The organism is Neorhizobium descurainiae, assembly GCF_051400715.1.
GTDB lineage: Bacteria > Pseudomonadota > Alphaproteobacteria > Rhizobiales > Rhizobiaceae > Neorhizobium.
This window is the reverse complement of sequence record NZ_JBLFFK010000006.1, coordinates 262590-282316: the sequence shown is the minus strand read 5'-3', so window position 1 is coordinate 282316 and position 19727 is coordinate 262590. Positions and strand designations below refer to the sequence as shown.

Genomic DNA, 19727 nt, shown 5'->3' with positions numbered 1-19727 from the left:
AACCTGCACCCAAGGCCGTCAAGCGTCCGCCTGCAAGCCCAGCAGCCCTCGGAGCGCCGGCCAATCCCGGCGCCTGCGAGCGTGAAATCCAGGCGGCTGCGGCGAAATACGGCGTACCCGAAGGCATTCTCTATTCGGTGGGTCTCACCGAAACCGGCCGGAAGGGGAGCCTTAGCCCTTATGCCATGAATGTGGAGGGGAAGGCATATTTCCCTCCCTCGCAGCAGGAGGCGATGACGACCTTCCACGCCGCCAAGCAGCAGGGCATGAGGCTCATCGATATAGGCTGCATGCAGATCAATCATCATTTCCATGGCGAGAATTTCTCTTCGCCGGAGGAAATGTTCAATCCGCAGCGCAACGTGGAATATGCGGCCAAGTTTCTCCGCAACCTTCATGACAGGCATGAGACCTGGACGATGGCGGTGGCCAGATACCACGCGGGGCCCAACAACGATCCCGCACAGAAGAAATACGTCTGCCGGGTGATCAGCAATCTTGTCGCGACGGGCTACGGAAAATGGACTTCCAACGCTTCCCGCTTCTGCAACGGTTAAGCAATTTTTAGTTGAATCCATAAAACAAAGAATCGCAAAATTGCAATTGCCCGCCTTTGTGGCGCAAAATGGCAATGCAAGCATTCTTTTACGATGCGTTAATTTTTCCACTGGAAACTTGTGTGCGAAAATGGCGCACCCACTATATCTAGTGCAAATCGGGAGCTAATGGTTAATCAACTATTAATTTGTTTGGTTAATTTCACGCAGCTTGTCTCCGATTCCGCTGATTCGTACCCATAGAGCCATCGAAGCACCACAACTGATTCGGAGGCGGACGAATGATCGTAGTGGTTGATGAGCGTGAGCTCGTGAAAGACGGTTACACTTCTCTTTTCGGGCGCGAGGGAGTTCCTTCCCAAGGGTTTGATCCAAAGGAATTCGGCGAGTGGGTGAACACCGCGGCAGATTCGGACATTGCTGCGGTCGAAGCCTTCCTGATTGGCCAGGGTGAATGTGCGCTCGAATTGCCGCGGGCGATCCGGGACCGGTCCATGGCGCCGGTGATCGCGGTCAGCGACCAGCCCTCCCTGGAGGCGACCCTCGCCTTCTTCGACAGCGGTGTCGACGACGTGGTGCGCAAGCCCGTCCATCCCCGCGAGATACTGGCGCGCGCCGCCGCGATCCGCCGTCGTCTGAAGGCGATCTCAAACTATACCGATATCGGCGCGATTCGGGTTTTCTCCGACGGGCGCGATCCGGAAATCGACGGCGACGTATTCCCGCTGCCGCGCCGCGAGCGCCGCATTCTGGAGTATTTGGTCGCCAATCGCGGCCGCCGTGTTTCCAAGACGCAGATCTTCAATGCCATCTACGGCATCTTCGACGAGGAAGTCGAAGAGAACGTCGTCGAAAGCCATATCAGCAAGCTGCGCAAGAAGCTGCGCAAGAAGCTCGGCTTCGATCCGGTCGATTCCAAGCGTTTCCTTGGTTACTGCATCGATTGGAACTGATTTCTCGGTGGGGTCTTGCCGCATATTTCGCGGGTAAGAAGACAGACAGCTTCACGCAAGGCCCGCAACTTACTCTCTCCATCAGACAAACAGGAGATTTCCTATGAGTATTTTCGGCACGATGAAGACGGCCGTCTCGGGTATGAATGCTCAGGCCAACCGCCTCGGTACCGTTGGCGACAATATCGCCAATTCGAGCACGGTGGGCTACAAGCGGGCATCGACTGCATTCTCGTCGCTGGTCCTGCCTTCGACCCAGGGCGCGTATTCTTCGGGTGGTGTCGAAACGAACGTCCGCTACAGCATCTCCGAGCAGGGCGGCATCCAGTACACGACCTCCTCCACCGATCTCGCAATCCAGGGCGAAGGCTTCTTCATCGTCAGCGACCCGAACGGTTCGCCTTATCTGACGCGCGCCGGCTCGTTCCAGAAGGACTCGAACGGTTATCTCGTCAACACCGCCGGCTTCCAGCTCATGGGCTATCCCTATGGTTCGAACCCGCCGGCGGCCGTCGTCAACGGCTTCAACGGCCTTGAGGCGATCAACATCAACGATTTCGGTCTGGTATCCTCGCCTTCCAGCCAGGGCAGCTTCCCGGCCAACTTGAACAAGGAAGCGACGGCCGTTACCGGCGATACGCCTAGCGATAACCTCGCAACCAGCACCTATACCAACAAGAGCTCGCTGACCGGCTACGACCATGCCGGTGCAAAGGTTCTCTACGATTTCTACTACACCAAGACCGGCGAGAATACCTGGGAGGTTTCTGTCTACCGTCAGGACCAGGCCACGAATGGCGGTTTCCCTTATACCGCTACGCCCGCAACCGATCTTGTCCAGCAGACGGTCACGCTTGTTTTCGATCCGAACACCAACAAGCTGAAGACGACGGCCCCTGCATCGCCGACCGAAATCACATTCACTGATCCCAACGACGGCGCCACGCCGGCGCAGACGATCACCATCGATCTCTCCCAAATGACGCAGTTCGCCACCGCCTTCACGCCGGGCAAGGGCATCATCGACGGCAATTCGCCGAGCCCGATCACCGATGTCGAAATCGGCGGCGACGGCGTCGTCACGGCCGTCTATCAGGATGGCGGCCGCCGTCCGATCTATCAGCTCGCCCTGGCAACGGTCCCGGCGATCGACAAGCTTCTGCCGCAGAACGGCAACGTCTATCTGCCGACCACCGACTCGGGCGTGGTCACCATCGGTTTCCCGCAGAGCGGCGCCTTCGGCCAGATCTACTCCGGTGCGCTTGAAAGCTCCAATGTCGATATCGCCAACGAACTGACCGAGATGATCGAGTCCCAGCGCGTCTATACGGCGAATTCGAAGGTCTTCCAGACCGGCTCCGATCTGATGGACGTGCTCATCAACCTGAAGAGATAAACGGCCGAAATCATCGAGAGAATAAGTCTCAAGAGGTTATAAGAAATGTCGCTCTCATCAGCATTGTCCACGGCCCAGTCCATCTTCAACAATTCCGGCACTCAGTCGTCGGTGGTTTCGAAGAACATCGCCAATGCGCAGAACCCGGATTACGTCCGCCGTTCCGCAATGGTCGTGACCGGCGGCAATGGAGCCATGATCGGCGACATCGTCCGCTCTCAGAATGCTCCGCTCCTGCGTCAGACGATCGAAAGCTCGTCGGTTGCGAGCGGCCAGCGGACTCTCTTGAACGGCCTTGAGTCGATCAAGAACCTGATGGGGGGGAACGACAACGAGCTCTCCCCCGCCAAGCTGATCACGGCCTTCCGCAACAACCTGGATGCGTTCACCTCCAAGGCGAACGACACCGGTCTCGGCATGGCCGTGATTTCCAGCGCGCAGGATCTCGCCTCGGGCCTGAACACGGCCGCCGACGAGCTCCAGCAGATCCGCAAGGATGCCGACGACCAGATCAAGCAGAATGTCGACGACCTGAATTCGCTGCTCGCCAAGCTCGAAACCGTCAACAACCAGGTCAAGAATGCGACGGCGAGCGGCGCCGATGCCAACGACGCGCTCGACACGCGCGAGGGGCTCGTCAAGAAGATCGCGGAAATCGTCGGCGTCACGTCCTACATTCGCGAAAACAACGATCTGGTGCTCTACACATCGGACGGCGTGACGCTGTTCGAATCCGTGCCGCGGAAAGTGACGTTCCAGCCGACAGCCGGTTTCGACGCTGCGACGACCGGAAGCGGCGTCTATATCGATGGCGTGCCGCTCAAGCCCGGCGAAACCGCCAACACCACCGCCAAGGGGTCGATCCAGTCGCTGCTGCAGCTCCGCGACGAGATCGCGCCCACTTTCCAGAGCCAGCTCGACGAGATTGCCCGCGGCCTGATCACCGCCTTTGCGGAAACGGGACCGGACGGAACGCTGACGCCGCTCACGGGCCTCTTCACCTACAAGGATAGCTCCGGGGTCCAGCAGACGGCCGTTCCCGCCGCCGGCACGATCGTCCCGGGCCTTGCCTCGCGGATATTCGTCAATCCGGTCGTCGTACCGCCGGCCGGCACGCCCGACAAGCTGCGCGACGGTGGCATCAACGATATCGACACCGATCCGACCACACCAAATCCCTATGTGGTCAATACGGGCGGCAGCAGCTACGGCGATCTGCTCGACAAGTACAATGAAAATCTCGAGGGGCCGATGGCGTTCGATCCGGATACGGAAATCGCCGACGCTCCGGACCTTTTGTCCTTCGCATCCGATTCCATGGGATGGCTTGAGCAGCTTCGCAGCACGGCGACATCCGCCGACGAGACGAAAACGGCCATGTTGACCCACGCTCTTGAAGCCTATTCCAGCACCACGGGCGTCAGCCTCGACGAAGAACTGTCTCTGCTTCTCGATATTGAGCAATCTTATAAGGCCGGCACCAAGCTGATGGCGACGGTCGATGAAATGATGCAGGCCCTCTTGGATATTGCGAGCTGATCATGAAGACATCGTTCATTTCTACATTGTCCATTCAGACCACGATGCGGAATTCGATCGCAGGCGTGCAGCGTGAAATGGTGAAGGCGAACCAGGAGGCCGTCACGCGGAAGCATGCGGATCTCGGCGTCACTTTGGGCGCCAGCACGTCGCGCGCTCTCGATCTCTCGCGCGACATCACGCGCATCGAATCTCTTTACAACACCGCATCGCTCGCGACGCAGCGGCTTGAGAGCGCGGAACTCTCGCTTTCGAAGATGAACGACCTCGCTCTTGAAATTCAGAGCGCGATCCTGACGCTCGGCAATTCCACCGACGCGACGAGCCTCGCGACGGCACGCACGACGATGCAGAACTCGCTCGACGCCTTCACGAGTTTCGCCAACACCGCCGTCCAGGGCGAGTACATCTTTGCGGGCATCAATACCGACGTGAAGCCGATGCAGGATTATTTCGCGCCGGGATCGCCGGCGAAGGCCGCTTTCGACACCGAGCTCAACTATTATATGTCGTCGCACGTCCCGCCCATCCCGAGCATGTCGGCGATGACGGAAGACCAGATGAACGGCTTCCTCGACGACCTCGAGGCAAAGTTCAACGGCACCACGCCGCTCTCGGATCCGCCGCATCCGGGTTTGGGCGGAGAGGATCTCTGGACGACGTATTTCTCTTCCGCCAGCGACGAGAACATGAAGAGCCGCATCAGCCAGGTCGAGGTCGTCGACAGTTCCACCAACGCCAATAGCGCCGGCATGCGGAATTTCGCGTTCGCTTCGATCATCTCGCTGGAGCTCCTGCAGCCCAACATGGACGCCAAGGCTCGCGAGGCGGTGAGCTCGCGGACGAGGTCCGTGATCGCCGAGGCGATGAACGGTGTCGACAGTATTAACCAGCAACGGACTATGGTCGGTGTCTATACCGAACGCGTCTCCAAGGCTGAGGAAAGGCTGGAGGCGCAGAAGGATATTCTGGTGAAGGGTCTCGGAGACATGGAGAATGTCGATCCGGAGGAGGCCGCGACCCGCCTCAACACCATGAAGACGCTTCTCGAGACCGCATACACCGTAACGGCAAAAATTCAGCAGCTGAGTCTAGCCAACTTCCTTTGATGATTAAAGGAAGGCCGTGAAGATGAAGGATACATGAATGTACCAATTTTCATATGCCGAGATCATGGAGGACGGCGTCGCAAACGCCAAGGATCGTGAACGGCAGGCCCTTGATCGCTCCATCGAGATGCTGATCGCAGCTCGCGACGAGGGTAGTTACACGCGCACGACGGTCGAAGCTCTGTTTTACACCCGACGTGTCTGGATTCGCTTCATCGAGGACCTGAAGCAGCCGGATAACGAATTGGCCACCGAACTGCGTGCTGATCTGATCTCGATCGCCATCTGGATATTGAAGGAATGCGAGAAGGTCAGAAAACGCGAATCGACCAATTTCCAGGGCATCATTGACGTGACCACCATCATCAGGGATGGACTTAAATGAAAAGTACGCTTCGTATCTCCTTGAAATCCGGCGAGCGGATCTTCATCAACGGCGCCGTGTTGCGCGTTGATCGCAAGGTCGCGCTGGAATTCCTCAACGACGTCACGTTCCTTCTGGAAAACCATGTTCTTCAGCCGGAGGATGCGACCACGCCGCTTCGGCAGCTCTATTTCATCGCCCAGATGATGCTGATCAACCCCGATGGAAAGGAGCAGTCGATGGCGCTGTTCCGCAAGTCGGTCGCCATGCTGCTCACCTGCTTCCAGGACGACGAGGTGCTGGCGGAATTGAAGCGCATCGACGGCATGGTTGCATCCGGCCGCGCCTTCGACGCCCTCAAGACGATCCGCGCCCTTTATCCGGTGGAAGACCGCATTCTGAACAATCAGGAAATCGCGCCGGCCACCGTCGAGCGCATTCGCAAGGAGATCGCGCCATGGCGGTAGATCCTGTCACATCGGCGGCGGCCAACCCTTGGGCAAACGCCGGTGCATCGACCGATGCGTCCAACAAGGCAAACTTGAACTACAACAACTTCCTGCAGCTCCTCATCGCGCAGATGAAGCATCAGGATCCGACCGATCCGATGGATGCGACCGAGCAGATTTCGCAGCTTGCGACCTTTTCGCAGGTCGAGCAGTCGATCCAGACGAACAATCATCTGAAGAGCATGCTCCAGGCCGAGGCGCTGACCCGCGCCACCGATCTCGTCGGCAAATACATCAAGAGTGCCGACGATACGCTCACGGGCAAGGTCAAGGAAGTCGAGGTCTATGCGGACGGCGTCGTTGCCATTACGGAAAAGAACGACAAGATCCTGCTGCAGGCCGGCGTCGTGTTCTCGGACCAGCCGCTCTCGACCGGCGACGATGATGATGCAACGGACGGATCGACCGAGGGCGACAATAGCGGTACAGATAGTTAACGAATTTTCCGCGAATCGGAGCCAGCTCGATGAATGAAGCTGATGCCCTTGATATCATGCAGGCGGCGATCTGGACGATCCTGATCGCCTCCGGCCCCGCCGTGCTTGTGGCCATGGTGGTGGGCGTCGCCATCGCCTTTCTCCAGGCCCTGACGCAAGTTCAGGAAATGACGCTGACTTTCGTGCCGAAGATCGTCGCCATCATGGTGACGATCGGCATTACGGCGCCGTTCATCGGCGGCCAGATCAATCTTTTCGCCAATCTCGTCTTTTCGCGGGTGCAATCGGGCTTCTGACCCGGCTGCCCCGTTTGCCTTTCGCTCCCCCACTTTCGCGCAAGCTTCGACCGATACTCACGATGGTGAACTGGCAGGAGAACGTCCTGCCGCCATCTCATGAAGAGACGGGAAAGCCATGGCGCAACCACCTGCATTGTCCATACCTAAGGTAACTCCGAGCGGCCGCGATGTCGGTTTTGCGCTCGGCATCGTCGCCATCCTCTGCATCCTCTTTCTGCCGATACCGCCTTTCCTGATCGATATCGGCCTTGCCTTCTCGATCGCATTCTCGGTGTTGATCCTGATGGTGGCGCTGTGGATCCAGCGGCCGTTGGACTTCTCCTCCTTCCCGACCGTCCTGCTGATCGCGACCATGATACGATTGGCGCTCAATATCGCAACGACGCGTGTGATCCTGTCGCACGGCCACGAGGGGCATGGCGCGGCGGGCAACGTGATCCAGGGCTTTTCAAGCCTGGTCATGTCCGGCGATTTCGTGATCGGCGTGATCGTCTTCATGATCCTCGTCACGGTGAACTTCATCGTCATCACCAAGGGCGCCACCCGTATCGCCGAAGTCGGCGCTCGCTTCACCCTCGACGCGATCCCCGGCAAGCAGATGTCGATCGACGCCGACCTGTCGGCCGGCATCATCGACGAGAAGGAGGCGCAGCGCCGCCGCTCTGAGCTCGAAGAGGAAAGCTCCTTCTTCGGGGCCATGGACGGTGCGTCGAAATTCGTGCGCGGCGACGCCATCGCGGGCCTCATCATCACCGCGATCAACATCTTCGGCGGCATCATCATCGGCTATTTCCGCCACGACATGCCGATCGGCGAGGCGGCCGATGTCTTCGTCAAGCTCTCGGTCGGCGACGGTATCGTCTCGCAGATCCCGGCCCTCATCGTTTCGCTCGCGGCCGGCCTGCTTGTCACCCGCGGCGGCACGTCCGGTTCCACCGACAAGGCCGTCATCGATCAGCTCGGCGGTTATCCGCGCGCCCTTTCGGTCGCAGCCAGCCTCATGGGCCTGCTGGCGATCGTTCCCGGCCTGCCTTTCCTGCCCTTCATGGCGCTCGGCGGCTTGATGGGTTTCGGTGCCTGGCTCGTGCCGCGTCGCATCGAGGCGGAGAACAAGGCGCGCCGCGAGGACGAGGAAAAGAAGGTCGTCCAGAACAAGGAGGCGGAGAAGGATTCGGTCAAGTCGGTCCTCAAGACCGCCGAGATCGAGTTGGCGCTCGGCAAGCAGGTCTCGACCCGGCTGCTCGGCGCCCACCAGGAACTCGCCTTTCGGGTCGGCAAGATGCGCAAGAAGTTCGCGACCCAATACGGCTTCGTGGTGCCGGAAATCAAGGTTGCCGACGACATCGCCATTCCGGAAAAATCCTACCAGATCCGCATCCACGGCACGACGATCGCATCGAACGTCCTGCGGGTCGGCGACGTGCTTGTCGTGACGGGATCGGGCCGCAAGCCGAGCATCCCCGGCGACGAAATCCGCGAACCCGCCTTCGGCATGCCGGCGGTCTCTATCCTCGAAACTTTCGCAGAGGACCTGAAGCGCGAGGGATTCCATCCGATCGACAACGTTTCGGTCGTGCTGACCCATCTGTCGGAAGTCATCCGCAACAACCTGCCGCAGCTTCTCTCCTATAAGGACGTCAAGATCCTGATCGATCGGCTCGATCCGGAATACAAGAAGCTCGCCGACGAGATCTGCTCGTCGCACATGTCCTATTCGGGCCTGCAGGCGGTCCTGAAGCTGCTGCTCGCCGAACGTGTCTCGATCCGCAACCTGCATCTCATCCTCGAAGCCGTGGCGGAACTTGCGCCGCATGTCCGCAAGACGGAGCAGATCGTCGAACATGTGCGCGTGCGCATGGCGCAGCAGCTCTGCGGCGACCTTGCCGACAACGGGGTGCTCCGCGTGCTGCGTCTCGGCAACAAGTGGGACATGCTGTTCCACCAGGCGCTGAAGCGCGACAACAAGGGCGAAGTGGTCGAGTTCGACATCGATCCGCGCACGCTGGAAGAGTTCAGCGAGCAGGCGACCAAGGTCATCCGCGAGTTCATGGATCGCGGCCTGCCCTTCGTGCTCGTCACCTCGCCTGAGACGCGCTCCTATGTGCGGATGATCATCGAGCGCCTGTTCGCGACGCTTCCGGTTCTCTCCCACGTGGAGCTCGCCAAGGGCCTCGAAATCAAGATACTCGGCGCCATTTCGTAGTGGAGGGTTTCAGGACCGGATTTCATTCGGCTCTGAAACGCCCTACGGTGTCGGCAAAGGACGATTCTCCCATGATTACCGACCCGCAAGGGACCATTCTCGCGCTTTTCCTTGCGTTCTGCCGCATGGGCGGGTGCATGATGGTTCTCCCGGGTTTCGGAAGCGCCCGTATCCCCCCGCAGGTCAGGCTTTTCGCCGCCGTAGCCCTTTCCATGGCGATGCTGCCGATCCTCTGGGACATGATCTATCCCAAGGTATCCGCCCCCGGCGCCACCTATGTCGGACTTATCTTCACTGAAACCCTGATCGGCATCGTCTACGGTCTGATCGCCCGGCTCTATACGCTGGGCATGCAGTTTGCCGGCGCGATCCTGACCATGTCCATCGGCTTCACGGCGCCCGGCGGCCACGACATTCTGGAAGATACCTCGGAAAACCAGATGACCAACCTCCTGACCCTGAGCGGTCTTCTGCTGTTGTTCATGATGGACTTCCACCACATCGTCTTCCGCGCCCTCGTCGATTCCTATTCGGCGACGCCGGTCGGGGCGGTGATCGATTCGCAGAAGATACTGATCACGCTGACCGACACGTTGCGCGCGTCGACGATGATCATGCTGAGGCTGGCAAGCCCGTTCCTGATCTACGGCCTGATGTTCAACGTGGCGATCGGGCTCATCAACAAGCTTGCGCCGCAGATTCCAGTCTTCTTCATCTCGACGCCCTTCCTTCTGATGGGCGGGCTTTTCCTTCTCTATCTCTCGATCGCCGCGCTCATCCGCCAGTATGCGGACGGCTTCGCGCCGATCTTCATGTCCTTCTAGGGGGCGATCATGGCGGGGCCAGTCAAGCGGTCGGACAAGCTGAAGCGCCTGGTGACGGTGCAGCGGCATATCGAGAAGATGGCCGAGCACGAGCTCGCGGCGACGACCCGCCACCGCGCCGAGGTCAACCAGTCGATGGAGGAGGTCATCGATGCGATCGGCTCGATGGAACCGGTGCACCGGCAGTTCTCGCAGCATTATGCCGAGCGCTTCGGGCGGCTGACGACAAAGGAGCGGCAGCTTGCCGGCGTCCAGCAGCTCCAGGAAATGAAAGTCCTCAAGGAACGCACCAAGGGGGACCGCCTGGAGGAAAACATGAAGGAAGTCCGCGATCACGAAGACCGCGAGGCGGCCGACAATTCCATCTACGAGCTCATCGAGATCACTCTGGGCATCCAGTTGACCAAATAGCTGCGCCAGCCTCCAGCAAGCTTCGAACGGCATAGTTCCCTTCAACGCACTGACCGCCCGGCCGATCGACGCCGGATGGATCATCTGCCGGATTCAAACTGTTGCCGTGTGCCTTGCGTCTTTTGGATGCGGTTCATGGAAGTCATGAAAGGAGCTGACGTGGCGATTTCACCTCCGAGCGATCTGGTTCTGGACGTCGTTCGCGCCGCCGACCCCACTGCCGTTCAAGAGGCGCAGGCTAAGCTGAAGGCGCACAAGGCGGCCTTTGCCGCGACCAGCCTTGCGGATGCCGGCAAGGGTTTCGGCGCCGCCATGGATATCATCGACACGCCGGCCACCAAGGCAGGCCTCGGCAATCCGCAAGCGCCGAAGAAGGCTGCCGAAATGCCGGACGAATACCGGAAGTTCGAGGCCTCGGTACTGCAGACCTTCGTGAATTCCATGCTCCCCAAGGAGACCGAGGAGGTTTACGGCAAAGGATCGGCCGGCGAGTTCTGGAAAAGCATGATGGCCGAGCAGATCGCCGACGAGATGTCCAAGAAGGGCGGTGTCGGCATTGCCGAGCAGATGTATTCGCAGGCGCTCGCCCGGGCCGAACGGCATGGCATGGTCAACGCCAATACCGACGAGAATGACCGCAGCCGCGCAATGAGCATGATTACCGATTTCGAACGTCAGATTCTCGGCGTCGGCAAGAAGAGTGAGGCCTGACATGATTCAGACTGGGGCAGAAAATATGGAAGTCGTTTCGAATGATTATCGCATCAAGACCGTGCTCGGCCGGCTGGAGATGATAATCGACAACGAGAATCAGAGGCTTGGCCGCGATCCGGAATTCGACCTCAAGGTGTCGAACGCCCACAAGAGCCGTTGCCTTTATGAGTTGACCATGCTGTTCCGCGGCACCAATCCGAAGGAACTGGCCGTCGGCTACATCGACCAGATGCACGGCCTGAAGGCAAAGCTGGCCCTCAACGCCCGGCGGGTCGAGGCCCACCTGCATGCTGTACGCGCAGTCGCCGATCTCCTGAAGAGCGCTGCCCGCGACGCCGACGGCGACGGCACCTATACCCAGGAACAGTTCACTTACGGCGAGGCCTGATGGTCAAGCTCCTTCTCACGGGTCTATGGGTCTGCATCGTCACGCTCGGGGCAGTGTATTTCTCCGTGCAGATGTCCGCCGCGCCTGCGCCGGTGGATGAGGAGGCCAGGCGGAAAGAGATGCAGGAACTGGTGCGCGGCGAATCGATCACCATTCCGGTGATCTCGAACGGCGCGATCACCGGTTATTTCCTGAGCCGCGTCTCGTTCATGATGGACAAGGAAAAGATCAGGAACGTCAAGCTTCCCATCACCGAGCTGACGACCGACGGGCTTTTCACGCTGCTGATCGGCAACAAGATGGTCGATCTCAGCAAGCCGGGAGCCTTCGATCTCGAGAAGTTCCGCTCGAGCATCAAGGACGACATGAACAGCAAGCTTGGTGAAGGGCTGGTGGCGGAAGTGCTGGTCGAACAGCTCGACTACCTGTCGAAGGAGGACATCCGCAACAATGCCTCGCGCGGCAACAAGAATCCGAACCCGGGCCAGAAGATCGTCGAAGGCGTGAAGATCGATGCGCCGCAGCAGCCGGCAGCCCACTGAACGGCGTTCCCCAGTTTCGAAGTTCGCAGAGCCGGCCGTCATGGCCGGCTTTTTCATTTCAGCAGTCCCGGAAATACACGGATCGCCGGCATTTTAACGATCGGTTTAAATGAGGGTTCAGGGTGTCCTGCTAGAGGTATCGGGAGATTGCCGCCCCTCAGTGGAACGTATCGATGAACGCATCGGGAGAATTCCTAATTTCCGCGCCGCCCCGAACCCTGTTCGGCCTGCGCGTCTGCGATCTCGGATGGACCGCAACTCTCGGGCTCATTGAAGGTCTGATTTCGCTGCAGGGCAATCGCACGACGCTGGCATTCCTCGACGCGCGGACGGCTTTGCGCCAGGCGATCGATGCCGGCTATCGCGATGAATTGCGCCGCGGGATGCTGTTGCCATCCGGCGGGCGGGCGTTTGGCTTCCTGATGAAGGCGCTGCTGGAAAGGCCGGTGCCGATCCGCTTCTCGGTGAATACATTCGTGCCCGCTTTGCTCACTTTCCTTGAAAAGGGCCGTCGGATCGGCATCGCCGGCGAGGATATCGACCGTATCGAGGCGCTTCGGGATCATTTCGTCCGGCATGCGCCCTGGCACGACATCGTGGCGATCGCTCCGGATCAGGAAACCGGACAGCACTTCGATCTGGTCATCGTCGACGCGCCGCGCTTTGCGGAGGAAAGGCGGATCGGACGCCGGCTTGCGTCGGTCCGCGCCGGGCTAGTAGTGATGGCGGGAGCCGGCTTGTCCGGGTTCATCGCGAGCAAGCCCGCCCGCGCCGCCGAGAACGCGGGGATGACCTCGGTCGAGCCGTCCTTCGCCTGACGAGTTAACTCTTTCTTTGCCATAATAATTTAGACTGCCTTAATCAACAGGCTGTCTGCGGGATGCCGGCAGCCCGGGCTAGCGCGGTCATCCCATGTATCAATCGGCAAAAATCAGCGAAGACCGAAACCTCCAGCCGGCGGCGATGCGCGCCGGGTCCATGCTGGCCGGAATGCGGTCAGCTTTCCTCAAGGCGGGCGCTCTCACATTGGCCGGCGGCCTCCTGCCGCTCCTCTTCGTTGAAGCGGTGCCGCAGAAATTCGAGGCGGAAACCCGTCTGCAGATCGATGCGGCAAGCGAGAGCGCGGTGAGCGATGCCGTGGCGGCGCTGCGTTCGAAGGCGAGCCTCGACAATCTCATCCGCGCGCTCAATCTCGGGCGCGGCAGCGAGTTTTCCGTCGATCGACCGAGTGCGGCGCAGGTCATGTCGGATATCGTCTCCGGCGAGGAAACGACCGTGGCGCAGGCTGAGAGCCGGTTGCGGGATCGGCTTTCACAGGCGATCGCGGCCACCTATGACCGCCGCACCGGTCAGCTTGCCATTTCCGCGACGGCGTCGGAACCGGATATGGCGGCGCGGGTCGCCAACATGGTCGGCGACAGCTTCCACGATCGGATCGCCGCCGCAGGTGCCGGCACGTTTGATCCGTTGGTTGAGAAACTCCGTCAGACGCTTGAACGCGCCGAAGCGGCCCTTTCCGGCTTCATCGGGGAGACGGGCGAACAGAAGCTTTCGGAGCTGCGCCGGGCGGAAAACGAAGGCCGTCAGCTCGCGGCGGAGATCGCCGATGCGGAAGCTCAGCTTGCGGACCTGAAGCAGAAGGCGGCGCAGGCTTCCGCGATGAAGCTGGAGGACGTGCTGAACAAGCCGTTGCCGGATAGTTTGGAATATACCGGCCTCGACTATCAGCGGCAAAGGCATGTCGAGGCCAAGCTCGCGGTCGATCAACTTTCGGGCAATCTCGGCCCGCGCCATCCGCAGCTGCTTGCAGCCCAGGCGGCATTGGAAGCCGCGCGCTCTGATATCCAGACGGCCCTGAAACAGCTTGCGGCGTCGCTTCGCCAGCAGGAGGGCGCCGCCGCAAAGCATCTGGCCGAGCTCAAGGCGAAGCAGGCGAAGAAGCCGAACGACAAGGAGATCGCCGGATCCGCCGCAAGGCTTGCGGCACTCGAAGCCGCGGCCGACGAGGCGCGCCGGAACTATCTTGAAGCGCTTCATCGCTCCGAACCGGGGACCAAAGTGCCCGCCGCAAGGGTTGAAGTTCTGGCCCCGGCCGCCGCCGAAAGCGCGCGGGCGCTTGGTCCCTCGCTCGCCGACATATCCGGCGGCGGGGCGCTGATCGGCTTCTGCCTCGGCGTTGCGCTCGCTTTCTTCACGCGGCGCAAGCCGCTGCCGGCGGACATGGCCGATGAAGCGGAATCCGACCCGGCGGACGACGCGGACTTGGCCATCGACCAGCATTGGCCGGAAACCCTCTCAGAGCAGCAAGGCGCCTTTGCGGATGACGATCCGGTTTCTCGCGAACCGGCGTACAACGAGCCGCAATCGCCTTCGCGTCCGCGCTATCCGGCGCCGGCCAACGACAGCCCGCTTGCGGACCACATCCGGGAAATGCTGATGGCCAATCGCCGGCCTATTCCAGAGGCCGATCTGCCGCCGCTGGTTGCGGCCGCAATATCCGGCCGTTTTTCTGAGACGCCGTCCTACACGATGCCGCGCTTCTCCCATGAGGATAGCCGCAAGGCGGAGGAACTGGAGGAACTCCGCCGCGAGATGGCGGAGTTGCGCGAACGCGTGCAGTTGTATTCAGCCCGCCGAAGCGCGGCGAGAAGATAAGCGCCTGCGACATCGAATCCGCTTGCATTTGCCGTCTGCGACCAGCATAGGCGTTGGCGGGCAGATTTCATCCATGCCCGATGTATACATTGGCAACGGTTTCAAGCGGGAGGCGCGCGTGGCTGTGGTGATCGATGGAAAAGAGGCGGCGGCATCCGTTATCGCGGCCGTGACCGAGGCGGCGGGCACCTTGGAGAAGGAAACGGGCGTCAAGCCGGGTCTCGCGGTGGTCATCGTCGGTCACGATCCGGCAAGCCATGCATACGTCAATTCCAAGAGCAAGATGGCCAAGCAGTGCGGCTTCAACTCGATCCAGCACAGCCTGCCGGAAGAGACGACGCAGGAAGAGCTCGAAAAGCTCGTCGCCGAGCTTAACGCCGATCCCGCCGTGCACGGCATCCTGGTCCAGCTTCCCTTGCCGAAGCATCTGAACGCCGAGCCGGTCATCCTGTCGATCTCGCCGGAAAAGGACGTCGACGGTCTGCACGTCGTCAATGCCGGCAAGATCGCCACAGGTGACCTGGAAACCGGCCTCATTTCCTGCACGCCGGCGGGCGCCATGTTGCTCGTCAATCGTATACACGGCCGTGACCTCTCCGGCCTGAACGCCGTCGTCGTCGGCCGCTCCAATCTGTTCGGCAAGCCGATGGGCCTGCTGCTGCTTGCCGCCAACGCGACCGTCACCATGGCGCATTCGAAGACGAAGGACCTCGCCGCCGTCTGCCGCAACGCCGACATCCTCGTCGCCGCCGTCGGGCGTCCGCAGATGGTGAAGGGCGATTGGGTGAAGCCCGGCGCCACCGTGATCGACGTCGGCATCAACCGTGTCGCCGCCCCCGACAAGGGCGAGGGCAAGACCCGCCTCGTCGGCGACGTCGCCTATGCGGAGGCCGCCGAGGTCGCGGGTGCCATCACGCCCGTTCCGGGCGGCGTCGGTCCCATGACGATAGCCATGCTGATGGCCAATACGGTGATCGCCGCTTATCGCAGCGCTGGTAAGGCGCCGCCGAAATTCTGACGCCGAAGTGGCGCTTTTCCCTATCTTCTTATGACGCTTTCGGAGGGGTTGACTCCTCCGAGAGCGCGTTAAATCTCTTCCCATGTCTTGGAACTCTCGGCAGAGTAGCAAAAGCCGGGGCAATGGGAGGATTATTTCATGAAGACATCATTTTGGATCGGCACGGCGCTCGCGGTTTTGATAGCGGGCAGCGCCGGCGCCCAGGAGCTGAAATTTCCGCCGGGGCAGGACGCGCGTTTCAATTGGAAGAGCTATGAGGATTTCAAGGCCGCCCATGCGGATCTGAAAGGACAAGGCCTGACCCTGTTCGGCCCGTGGCGCGGCGAGGACGAGATCCTGTTCAACAGCGTGCTCGCCTATTTCAATGCCGCGACCGGCGTCGACGGCCGCTATTCCTCCTCGGAAAACTACGAACAGCAGATCGTCATCGATACCCAGGCCGGCTCGCCTCCGAATATCGCCATCATTCCGCAGCCCGGTCTTCTGACGGACCTCGCCGCCAAGGGGTTTCTCACGCCGCTTAGCGATGAGACCGCGAATTGGGTGAAGGAAAACTACGGCGCCGGCCAGTCCTGGGTCGATCTCGGCATGTATCCGGGCAAGGACGGCCAGACGGCCTATTTTGCATTCCCCTTCAAGGCCGACCTGAAATCACTCGTCTGGTATGTCCCCGAAAACTTCGAAGAGGCCGGTTACGAGGTCCCGAAGACCATGGAGGACCTGATCAAGCTCAGCGACCAGATCGTCGAGGATGGCGGGGTTCCGTGGTGCATCGGTCTCGGTTCGGGTGGCGCGACCGGCTGGCCGGCGACCGACTGGGTCGAGGACATGATGCTGCGCACGCAGTCTCCCGAGACCTATGACAAATGGGTGAAGAACGACATCAAATTCGACGACCCGGCTGTCGTCGGCGCCATTGAGGAATTCGGCAAGTTCGCCAAGAACGAGGAGTATGTGAGCGGTGGCGTTGCGGCCGTCGCCTCCACGGATTTCCGCGACAGCCCGAAAGGCCTCTTCGACATCCCGCCGAAATGCTACCTGCATCACCAGGCGTCCTTCATCTCGTCCTTCTTCCCGCCGGACAAGAAGCTGGGCACCGATGCGGACTTCTTCTACCTGCCGACCTATGCCTCCAAGCCGGAGCTCGGCACGCCGGTTCTCGGCGCGGGCACGCTCATCGCCATCACCAGGGATTCGCCTGCCGCAAAGGCGTTCATCGAATTCCTGAAGACGCCGATCGCCCATGAGGTCTGGATGGCGCAGGCCGCCTTCCTCACCCCATACAAAGGCGTCAATCTCGAAGCCTATGCCAACGAGCCGCTGAAGAAGCAGGGGGAAATCCTCACCTCCGCCACCACCTTCCGGTTCGACGCTTCGGACCTGATGCCTGGCAAGATCGGTGCCGGCGCCTTCTGGACGGGCATGATCGATTATGTCGGCGGCAAGGACGCCAAGACGGTCGCGTCCGATATCCAAAAGGCCTGGGACGGCTTGAAATAAGGCTCATTTCACCGCGCCGGGCAGCGCCGGCGCGGCTCTCGCCTACGGATTATTCTTCGATCACAATAGCGAGCGGCAAGCCGCCAACAACCAGCGTCCGATCGGGATAGCTGGACTTAAGGAGGGGACATGATATCGCAGATCGTCTCGGCCGTCGGCGTGGTGATCGCCGGCGTTTTTGCGTGCGCGCTGTATTACTGGCTCTCCGACAAGCTGCTCCAGATCGTCTTCCCGGTACCGAAGGAGAATGTCCGGGCGGCGTCGGTCAACCTCAATCGCCGGGCGGTCGTCCGCCCCTGGCTGTTCATGGGACCGGCGCTGATCCTGTTGGGTGTCTATCTGGTCTATCCGGTCGTCGCGACCTTCATCCTGTCCTTCTACGATCGAGGCGGTGTCAATTTCGTCGGCCTTGCGAATTACCGTTGGGCGATTTTCGACGGGCAGTTCCGCCAGTCGATCTTCAACAACATCCTCTGGCTTGCCGTCGTGCCGGCCGCCTGCACCTTCTTCGGCCTCGTCATCGCCGTGCTGACCGACCGCATCTGGTGGGGCAACATCGCCAAGAGCCTCGTCTTCATGCCGATGGCGATCTCCTTCGTCGGCGCTTCGGTCATCTGGAAATTCGTCTACGAGTACCGCGGCGGCAGCGAGACCCAGATCGGCCTTCTGAACGCTCTCGTGCAGTTCTTCGGTGGCGATCCGCAGGTCTGGATATCGATGCCCTTCTGGAACAACTTCTTCCTGATGGTCATCCTGATCTGGATCCAGACCGGTTTCGCCATGGTCATCCTGTCGGCGGCGCTGCGCGGTATTCCCGAAGAGACGATCGAGGCGGCCGTCATCGACGGCGCCAACGGCTGGCAGATCTTCTGGAAGATCATGGTGCCGCAGATCTGGGGGACGATCGCCGTCGTCTGGACGACCATCACCATCCTGGTTCTGAAGGTCTTCGACATCGTGCTGACCATGACCAACGGCCAATGGAACACGATGGTGCTCGCAAATCTCATGTTCGACTGGATGTTCCGCGGCGGGGGCGATTCCGGCCGAAGTGCCGTCATCGCTCTTGTCATCATGGCGGCCGTGACGCCGATCATGATCTGGAACATCCGCCAGGCGAACAAGGAAATGGGAGGCCATTGAGATGAATGCTGTCGCCAGTCTCCGCCGCGTCGGCCTTCCGCGCCTCATCGTCCATCTGTCGGTGCTGTTGATCTGCATCATCTGGCTGATCCCGACGCTCGGCATCCTCGTCACCTCTTTCCGCGATCCGGTGCAGATCACGTCCTCCGGCTGGTGGACCGCCTTCAGCAGTGCCTCCCAGACCACGGCTTCGCGATTGGCGGACCCCTCCGCCGCCCGGCAGGAGGGGGCGAACTACGTCATATCCGGTTCGGTTTTCGAGGAGGGGCAGGGCGGAACCGTCAGGGCTTTCGGCACCCGCGTCGCCGCACCTGCGGAGTTCGAGGCCGGCCAGGCGGCAGATCTCGGGGAAGGGGAGACGCTTACCGTCAACGAGGACGGCAGCTATACCTATACGAAGAACGGCCCGTTCGAAGGCGAGCGCGGCCGGCGCGTCTACCTGCAGGTCGCGACGCCGCCGACCTTCACCACTCAGAACTACAATACCGTGCTCACCTCGCAGGGGATCGGCCAGGCTTTCGTCAATTCGCTCACGGTTGCCATTCCCTCGACCATCATTCCCATCCTGATTGCCGCCTTCGCGGCCTATGCGCTCTCCTGGATGGAATTTCCCGGCCGCGCGCTGATCATCGCCATGGTGGTCGGGCTGATCGTCGTGCCGCTGCAGATGTCGCTCATCCCGCTGCTGCGCATGTACAACGAGATCGGCGCCTTCTTCGGCGTACCCTCGCGAAGTTACGCCGGTATCTGGCTGGCGCATTCCGCTTTCGGCATGCCGCTCGCCATCTATCTCCTGCGCAATTACATTGCCGGCCTGCCGAAGGAGATCATCGAATCCGCCCGCGTGGACGGCGCGAGCGATTTTGAGATTTTCGTCAAGATTATCCTCCCGCTGTCGTTCCCGGCTCTCGCGTCCTTTTCCATCTTCCAGTTCCTGTGGACCTGGAACGACCTCCTCGTTGCCATGGTCTTCCTCGGGACCAACAGGGAACAGCTCGTCCTCACCGGCGCCCTGAACGCGCTTCTGGGCTCGATGGGTGGAAGATGGGAAATTCTGACCGCTTCGGCCTTCATCTCCATTCTTGTGCCGCTTTTGGTGTTTTTTGGCTTGCAGCGATATCTCGTCCGCGGGCTGCTTGCCGGCTCGGTCAAGGGCGGCTGACCTC

21 protein-coding genes are annotated in these 19727 nt (G+C 60.6%); all 21 read left to right on the top strand.

Annotated features, from left to right (window positions below; all coding sequences use genetic code 11):
* The first annotated feature begins 86 nt into the window (after positions 1-86).
* The 21 genes from ACMGE0_RS13970 to ACMGE0_RS13870 all read left to right on the top strand — a co-directional run bounded on the left by ACMGE0_RS13970 (position 87) and on the right by ACMGE0_RS13870 (position 19723).
* On the top strand, positions 87-557 hold the full coding sequence (locus tag ACMGE0_RS13970; protein ID WP_436816477.1) for a transglycosylase SLT domain-containing protein: 471 nt from the start codon (positions 87-89) through the stop codon (positions 555-557).
* A gap of 281 nt (positions 558-838) precedes the next feature.
* A complete protein-coding gene (gene rem / locus ACMGE0_RS13965; protein WP_436816454.1) occupies positions 839-1510 on the top strand; it encodes a transcriptional activator Rem in 672 nt (223 codons plus the stop codon).
* Between the two features lie 103 nt (positions 1511-1613).
* A complete protein-coding gene (locus ACMGE0_RS13960) occupies positions 1614-2906 on the top strand; it encodes a flagellar hook protein FlgE (protein ID WP_436816453.1) in 1293 nt (430 codons plus the stop codon).
* 45 nt (positions 2907-2951) lie between these two features.
* On the top strand, positions 2952-4445 hold the full coding sequence (gene flgK, locus ACMGE0_RS13955) for a flagellar hook-associated protein FlgK (protein WP_436816452.1): 1494 nt from the start codon (positions 2952-2954) through the stop codon (positions 4443-4445).
* 2 nt (positions 4446-4447) lie between these two features.
* Entirely contained in the window at positions 4448-5554 is a 1107-nt protein-coding gene (locus ACMGE0_RS13950) for a flagellar hook-associated family protein (protein ID WP_436816451.1), read from the top strand.
* Between the two features lie 37 nt (positions 5555-5591).
* The gene (gene flaF / locus ACMGE0_RS13945) at positions 5592-5939 is read left to right on the top strand and encodes a flagellar biosynthesis regulator FlaF (protein ID WP_436816450.1); all 348 of its coding nucleotides are present in this window, start codon (positions 5592-5594) and stop codon (positions 5937-5939) included.
* A complete protein-coding gene (gene flbT / locus ACMGE0_RS13940) occupies positions 5936-6385 on the top strand; it encodes a flagellar biosynthesis repressor FlbT (RefSeq protein WP_436816449.1) in 450 nt (149 codons plus the stop codon). Before flaF ends, flbT begins: the two co-directional genes overlap by 4 nt.
* Positions 6376-6864 (top strand): flagellar hook assembly protein FlgD, encoded by a 489-nt coding sequence (flgD, locus tag ACMGE0_RS13935; protein WP_436816448.1) that lies wholly within the window; start codon positions 6376-6378, stop codon positions 6862-6864. Before flbT ends, flgD begins: the two co-directional genes overlap by 10 nt.
* Before the next feature lie 29 nt (positions 6865-6893).
* Positions 6894-7160, top strand: coding sequence for a flagellar biosynthesis protein FliQ (gene fliQ / locus ACMGE0_RS13930; RefSeq protein WP_436816447.1), 267 nt, complete (start codon positions 6894-6896; stop codon positions 7158-7160).
* Positions 7161-7278: 118 nt separating this feature from the next.
* Positions 7279-9366: a flagellar biosynthesis protein FlhA gene (flhA, locus tag ACMGE0_RS13925; protein WP_436816446.1), complete on the top strand. Its 2088-nt coding sequence runs from the start codon at positions 7279-7281 to the stop codon at positions 9364-9366.
* 71 nt (positions 9367-9437) lie between these two features.
* Positions 9438-10190, top strand: coding sequence for a flagellar biosynthetic protein FliR (fliR, locus tag ACMGE0_RS13920; protein WP_436816445.1), 753 nt, complete (start codon positions 9438-9440; stop codon positions 10188-10190).
* A gap of 9 nt (positions 10191-10199) precedes the next feature.
* On the top strand, positions 10200-10601 hold the full coding sequence (locus tag ACMGE0_RS13915; protein ID WP_436816444.1) for a hypothetical protein: 402 nt from the start codon (positions 10200-10202) through the stop codon (positions 10599-10601).
* A 159-nt stretch (positions 10602-10760) separates the two neighbouring features.
* Positions 10761-11312, top strand: coding sequence for a rod-binding protein (locus tag ACMGE0_RS13910; RefSeq protein WP_436816443.1), 552 nt, complete (start codon positions 10761-10763; stop codon positions 11310-11312).
* Between the two features lie 25 nt (positions 11313-11337).
* Positions 11338-11703 (top strand): hypothetical protein, encoded by a 366-nt coding sequence (locus tag ACMGE0_RS13905; protein ID WP_436816442.1) that lies wholly within the window; start codon positions 11338-11340, stop codon positions 11701-11703.
* A complete protein-coding gene (locus ACMGE0_RS13900; protein ID WP_436816441.1) occupies positions 11703-12245 on the top strand; it encodes a hypothetical protein in 543 nt (180 codons plus the stop codon). Before ACMGE0_RS13905 ends, ACMGE0_RS13900 begins: the two co-directional genes overlap by 1 nt.
* Positions 12246-12418: 173 nt before the next feature.
* The gene (locus ACMGE0_RS13895) at positions 12419-13063 is read left to right on the top strand and encodes a hypothetical protein (RefSeq protein WP_436816440.1); all 645 of its coding nucleotides are present in this window, start codon (positions 12419-12421) and stop codon (positions 13061-13063) included.
* Positions 13064-13157: 94 nt separating this feature from the next.
* Positions 13158-14900 carry a GumC domain-containing protein gene (locus tag ACMGE0_RS13890; protein ID WP_436816439.1) on the top strand — a complete coding sequence of 581 codons (1743 nt, stop codon included), beginning with the start codon at positions 13158-13160 and terminating at the stop codon, positions 14898-14900.
* Between the two features lie 118 nt (positions 14901-15018).
* Positions 15019-15918 (top strand): bifunctional methylenetetrahydrofolate dehydrogenase/methenyltetrahydrofolate cyclohydrolase FolD, encoded by a 900-nt coding sequence (folD, locus tag ACMGE0_RS13885; RefSeq protein ID WP_436816438.1) that lies wholly within the window; start codon positions 15019-15021, stop codon positions 15916-15918.
* 138 nt (positions 15919-16056) lie between these two features.
* Positions 16057-17418, top strand: a complete 1362-nt coding sequence (locus tag ACMGE0_RS13880) for an ABC transporter substrate-binding protein (RefSeq protein WP_436816437.1) — start codon at positions 16057-16059, stop codon at positions 17416-17418.
* A 129-nt stretch (positions 17419-17547) separates the two neighbouring features.
* Entirely contained in the window at positions 17548-18561 is a 1014-nt protein-coding gene (locus tag ACMGE0_RS13875; protein WP_436816436.1) for a carbohydrate ABC transporter permease, read from the top strand.
* A gap of 1 nt (position 18562) precedes the next feature.
* Complete coding sequence (locus ACMGE0_RS13870) at positions 18563-19723, top strand: carbohydrate ABC transporter permease (RefSeq protein WP_436816435.1); 1161 nt, start codon at positions 18563-18565, stop codon at positions 19721-19723.
* The last annotated feature ends 4 nt before the right edge of the window (positions 19724-19727 follow it).

Excerpts from the sequence above, each read along its gene's own strand:
- rem (WP_436816454.1), top strand. The coding sequence starts at position 839 with ATGATCGTAGTGGTTGATGAGCGTGAGCTCGTGAAAGACGGTTACACT.
- ACMGE0_RS13960 (WP_436816453.1), top strand. The coding sequence starts at position 1,614 with ATGAGTATTTTCGGCACGATGAAGACGGCCGTCTCGGGTATGAATGCT.
- flgK (WP_436816452.1), top strand. The coding sequence starts at position 2,952 with ATGTCGCTCTCATCAGCATTGTCCACGGCCCAGTCCATCTTCAACAAT.
- ACMGE0_RS13950 (WP_436816451.1), top strand. The coding sequence starts at position 4,448 with ATGAAGACATCGTTCATTTCTACATTGTCCATTCAGACCACGATGCGG.
- flaF (WP_436816450.1), top strand. The coding sequence starts at position 5,592 with ATGTACCAATTTTCATATGCCGAGATCATGGAGGACGGCGTCGCAAAC.
- flbT (WP_436816449.1), top strand. The coding sequence starts at position 5,936 with ATGAAAAGTACGCTTCGTATCTCCTTGAAATCCGGCGAGCGGATCTTC.
- flgD (WP_436816448.1), top strand. The coding sequence starts at position 6,376 with ATGGCGGTAGATCCTGTCACATCGGCGGCGGCCAACCCTTGGGCAAAC.
- fliQ (WP_436816447.1), top strand. The coding sequence starts at position 6,894 with ATGAATGAAGCTGATGCCCTTGATATCATGCAGGCGGCGATCTGGACG.
- flhA (WP_436816446.1), top strand. The coding sequence starts at position 7,279 with ATGGCGCAACCACCTGCATTGTCCATACCTAAGGTAACTCCGAGCGGC.
- fliR (WP_436816445.1), top strand. The coding sequence starts at position 9,438 with ATGATTACCGACCCGCAAGGGACCATTCTCGCGCTTTTCCTTGCGTTC.
- ACMGE0_RS13915 (WP_436816444.1), top strand. The coding sequence starts at position 10,200 with ATGGCGGGGCCAGTCAAGCGGTCGGACAAGCTGAAGCGCCTGGTGACG.
- ACMGE0_RS13905 (WP_436816442.1), top strand. The coding sequence starts at position 11,338 with ATGGAAGTCGTTTCGAATGATTATCGCATCAAGACCGTGCTCGGCCGG.
- ACMGE0_RS13900 (WP_436816441.1), top strand. The coding sequence starts at position 11,703 with ATGGTCAAGCTCCTTCTCACGGGTCTATGGGTCTGCATCGTCACGCTC.
- ACMGE0_RS13895 (WP_436816440.1), top strand. The coding sequence starts at position 12,419 with ATGAACGCATCGGGAGAATTCCTAATTTCCGCGCCGCCCCGAACCCTG.
- ACMGE0_RS13890 (WP_436816439.1), top strand. The coding sequence starts at position 13,158 with ATGTATCAATCGGCAAAAATCAGCGAAGACCGAAACCTCCAGCCGGCG.
- ACMGE0_RS13880 (WP_436816437.1), top strand. The coding sequence starts at position 16,057 with ATGAAGACATCATTTTGGATCGGCACGGCGCTCGCGGTTTTGATAGCG.
- ACMGE0_RS13875 (WP_436816436.1), top strand. The coding sequence starts at position 17,548 with ATGATATCGCAGATCGTCTCGGCCGTCGGCGTGGTGATCGCCGGCGTT.
- ACMGE0_RS13870 (WP_436816435.1), top strand. The coding sequence starts at position 18,563 with ATGAATGCTGTCGCCAGTCTCCGCCGCGTCGGCCTTCCGCGCCTCATC.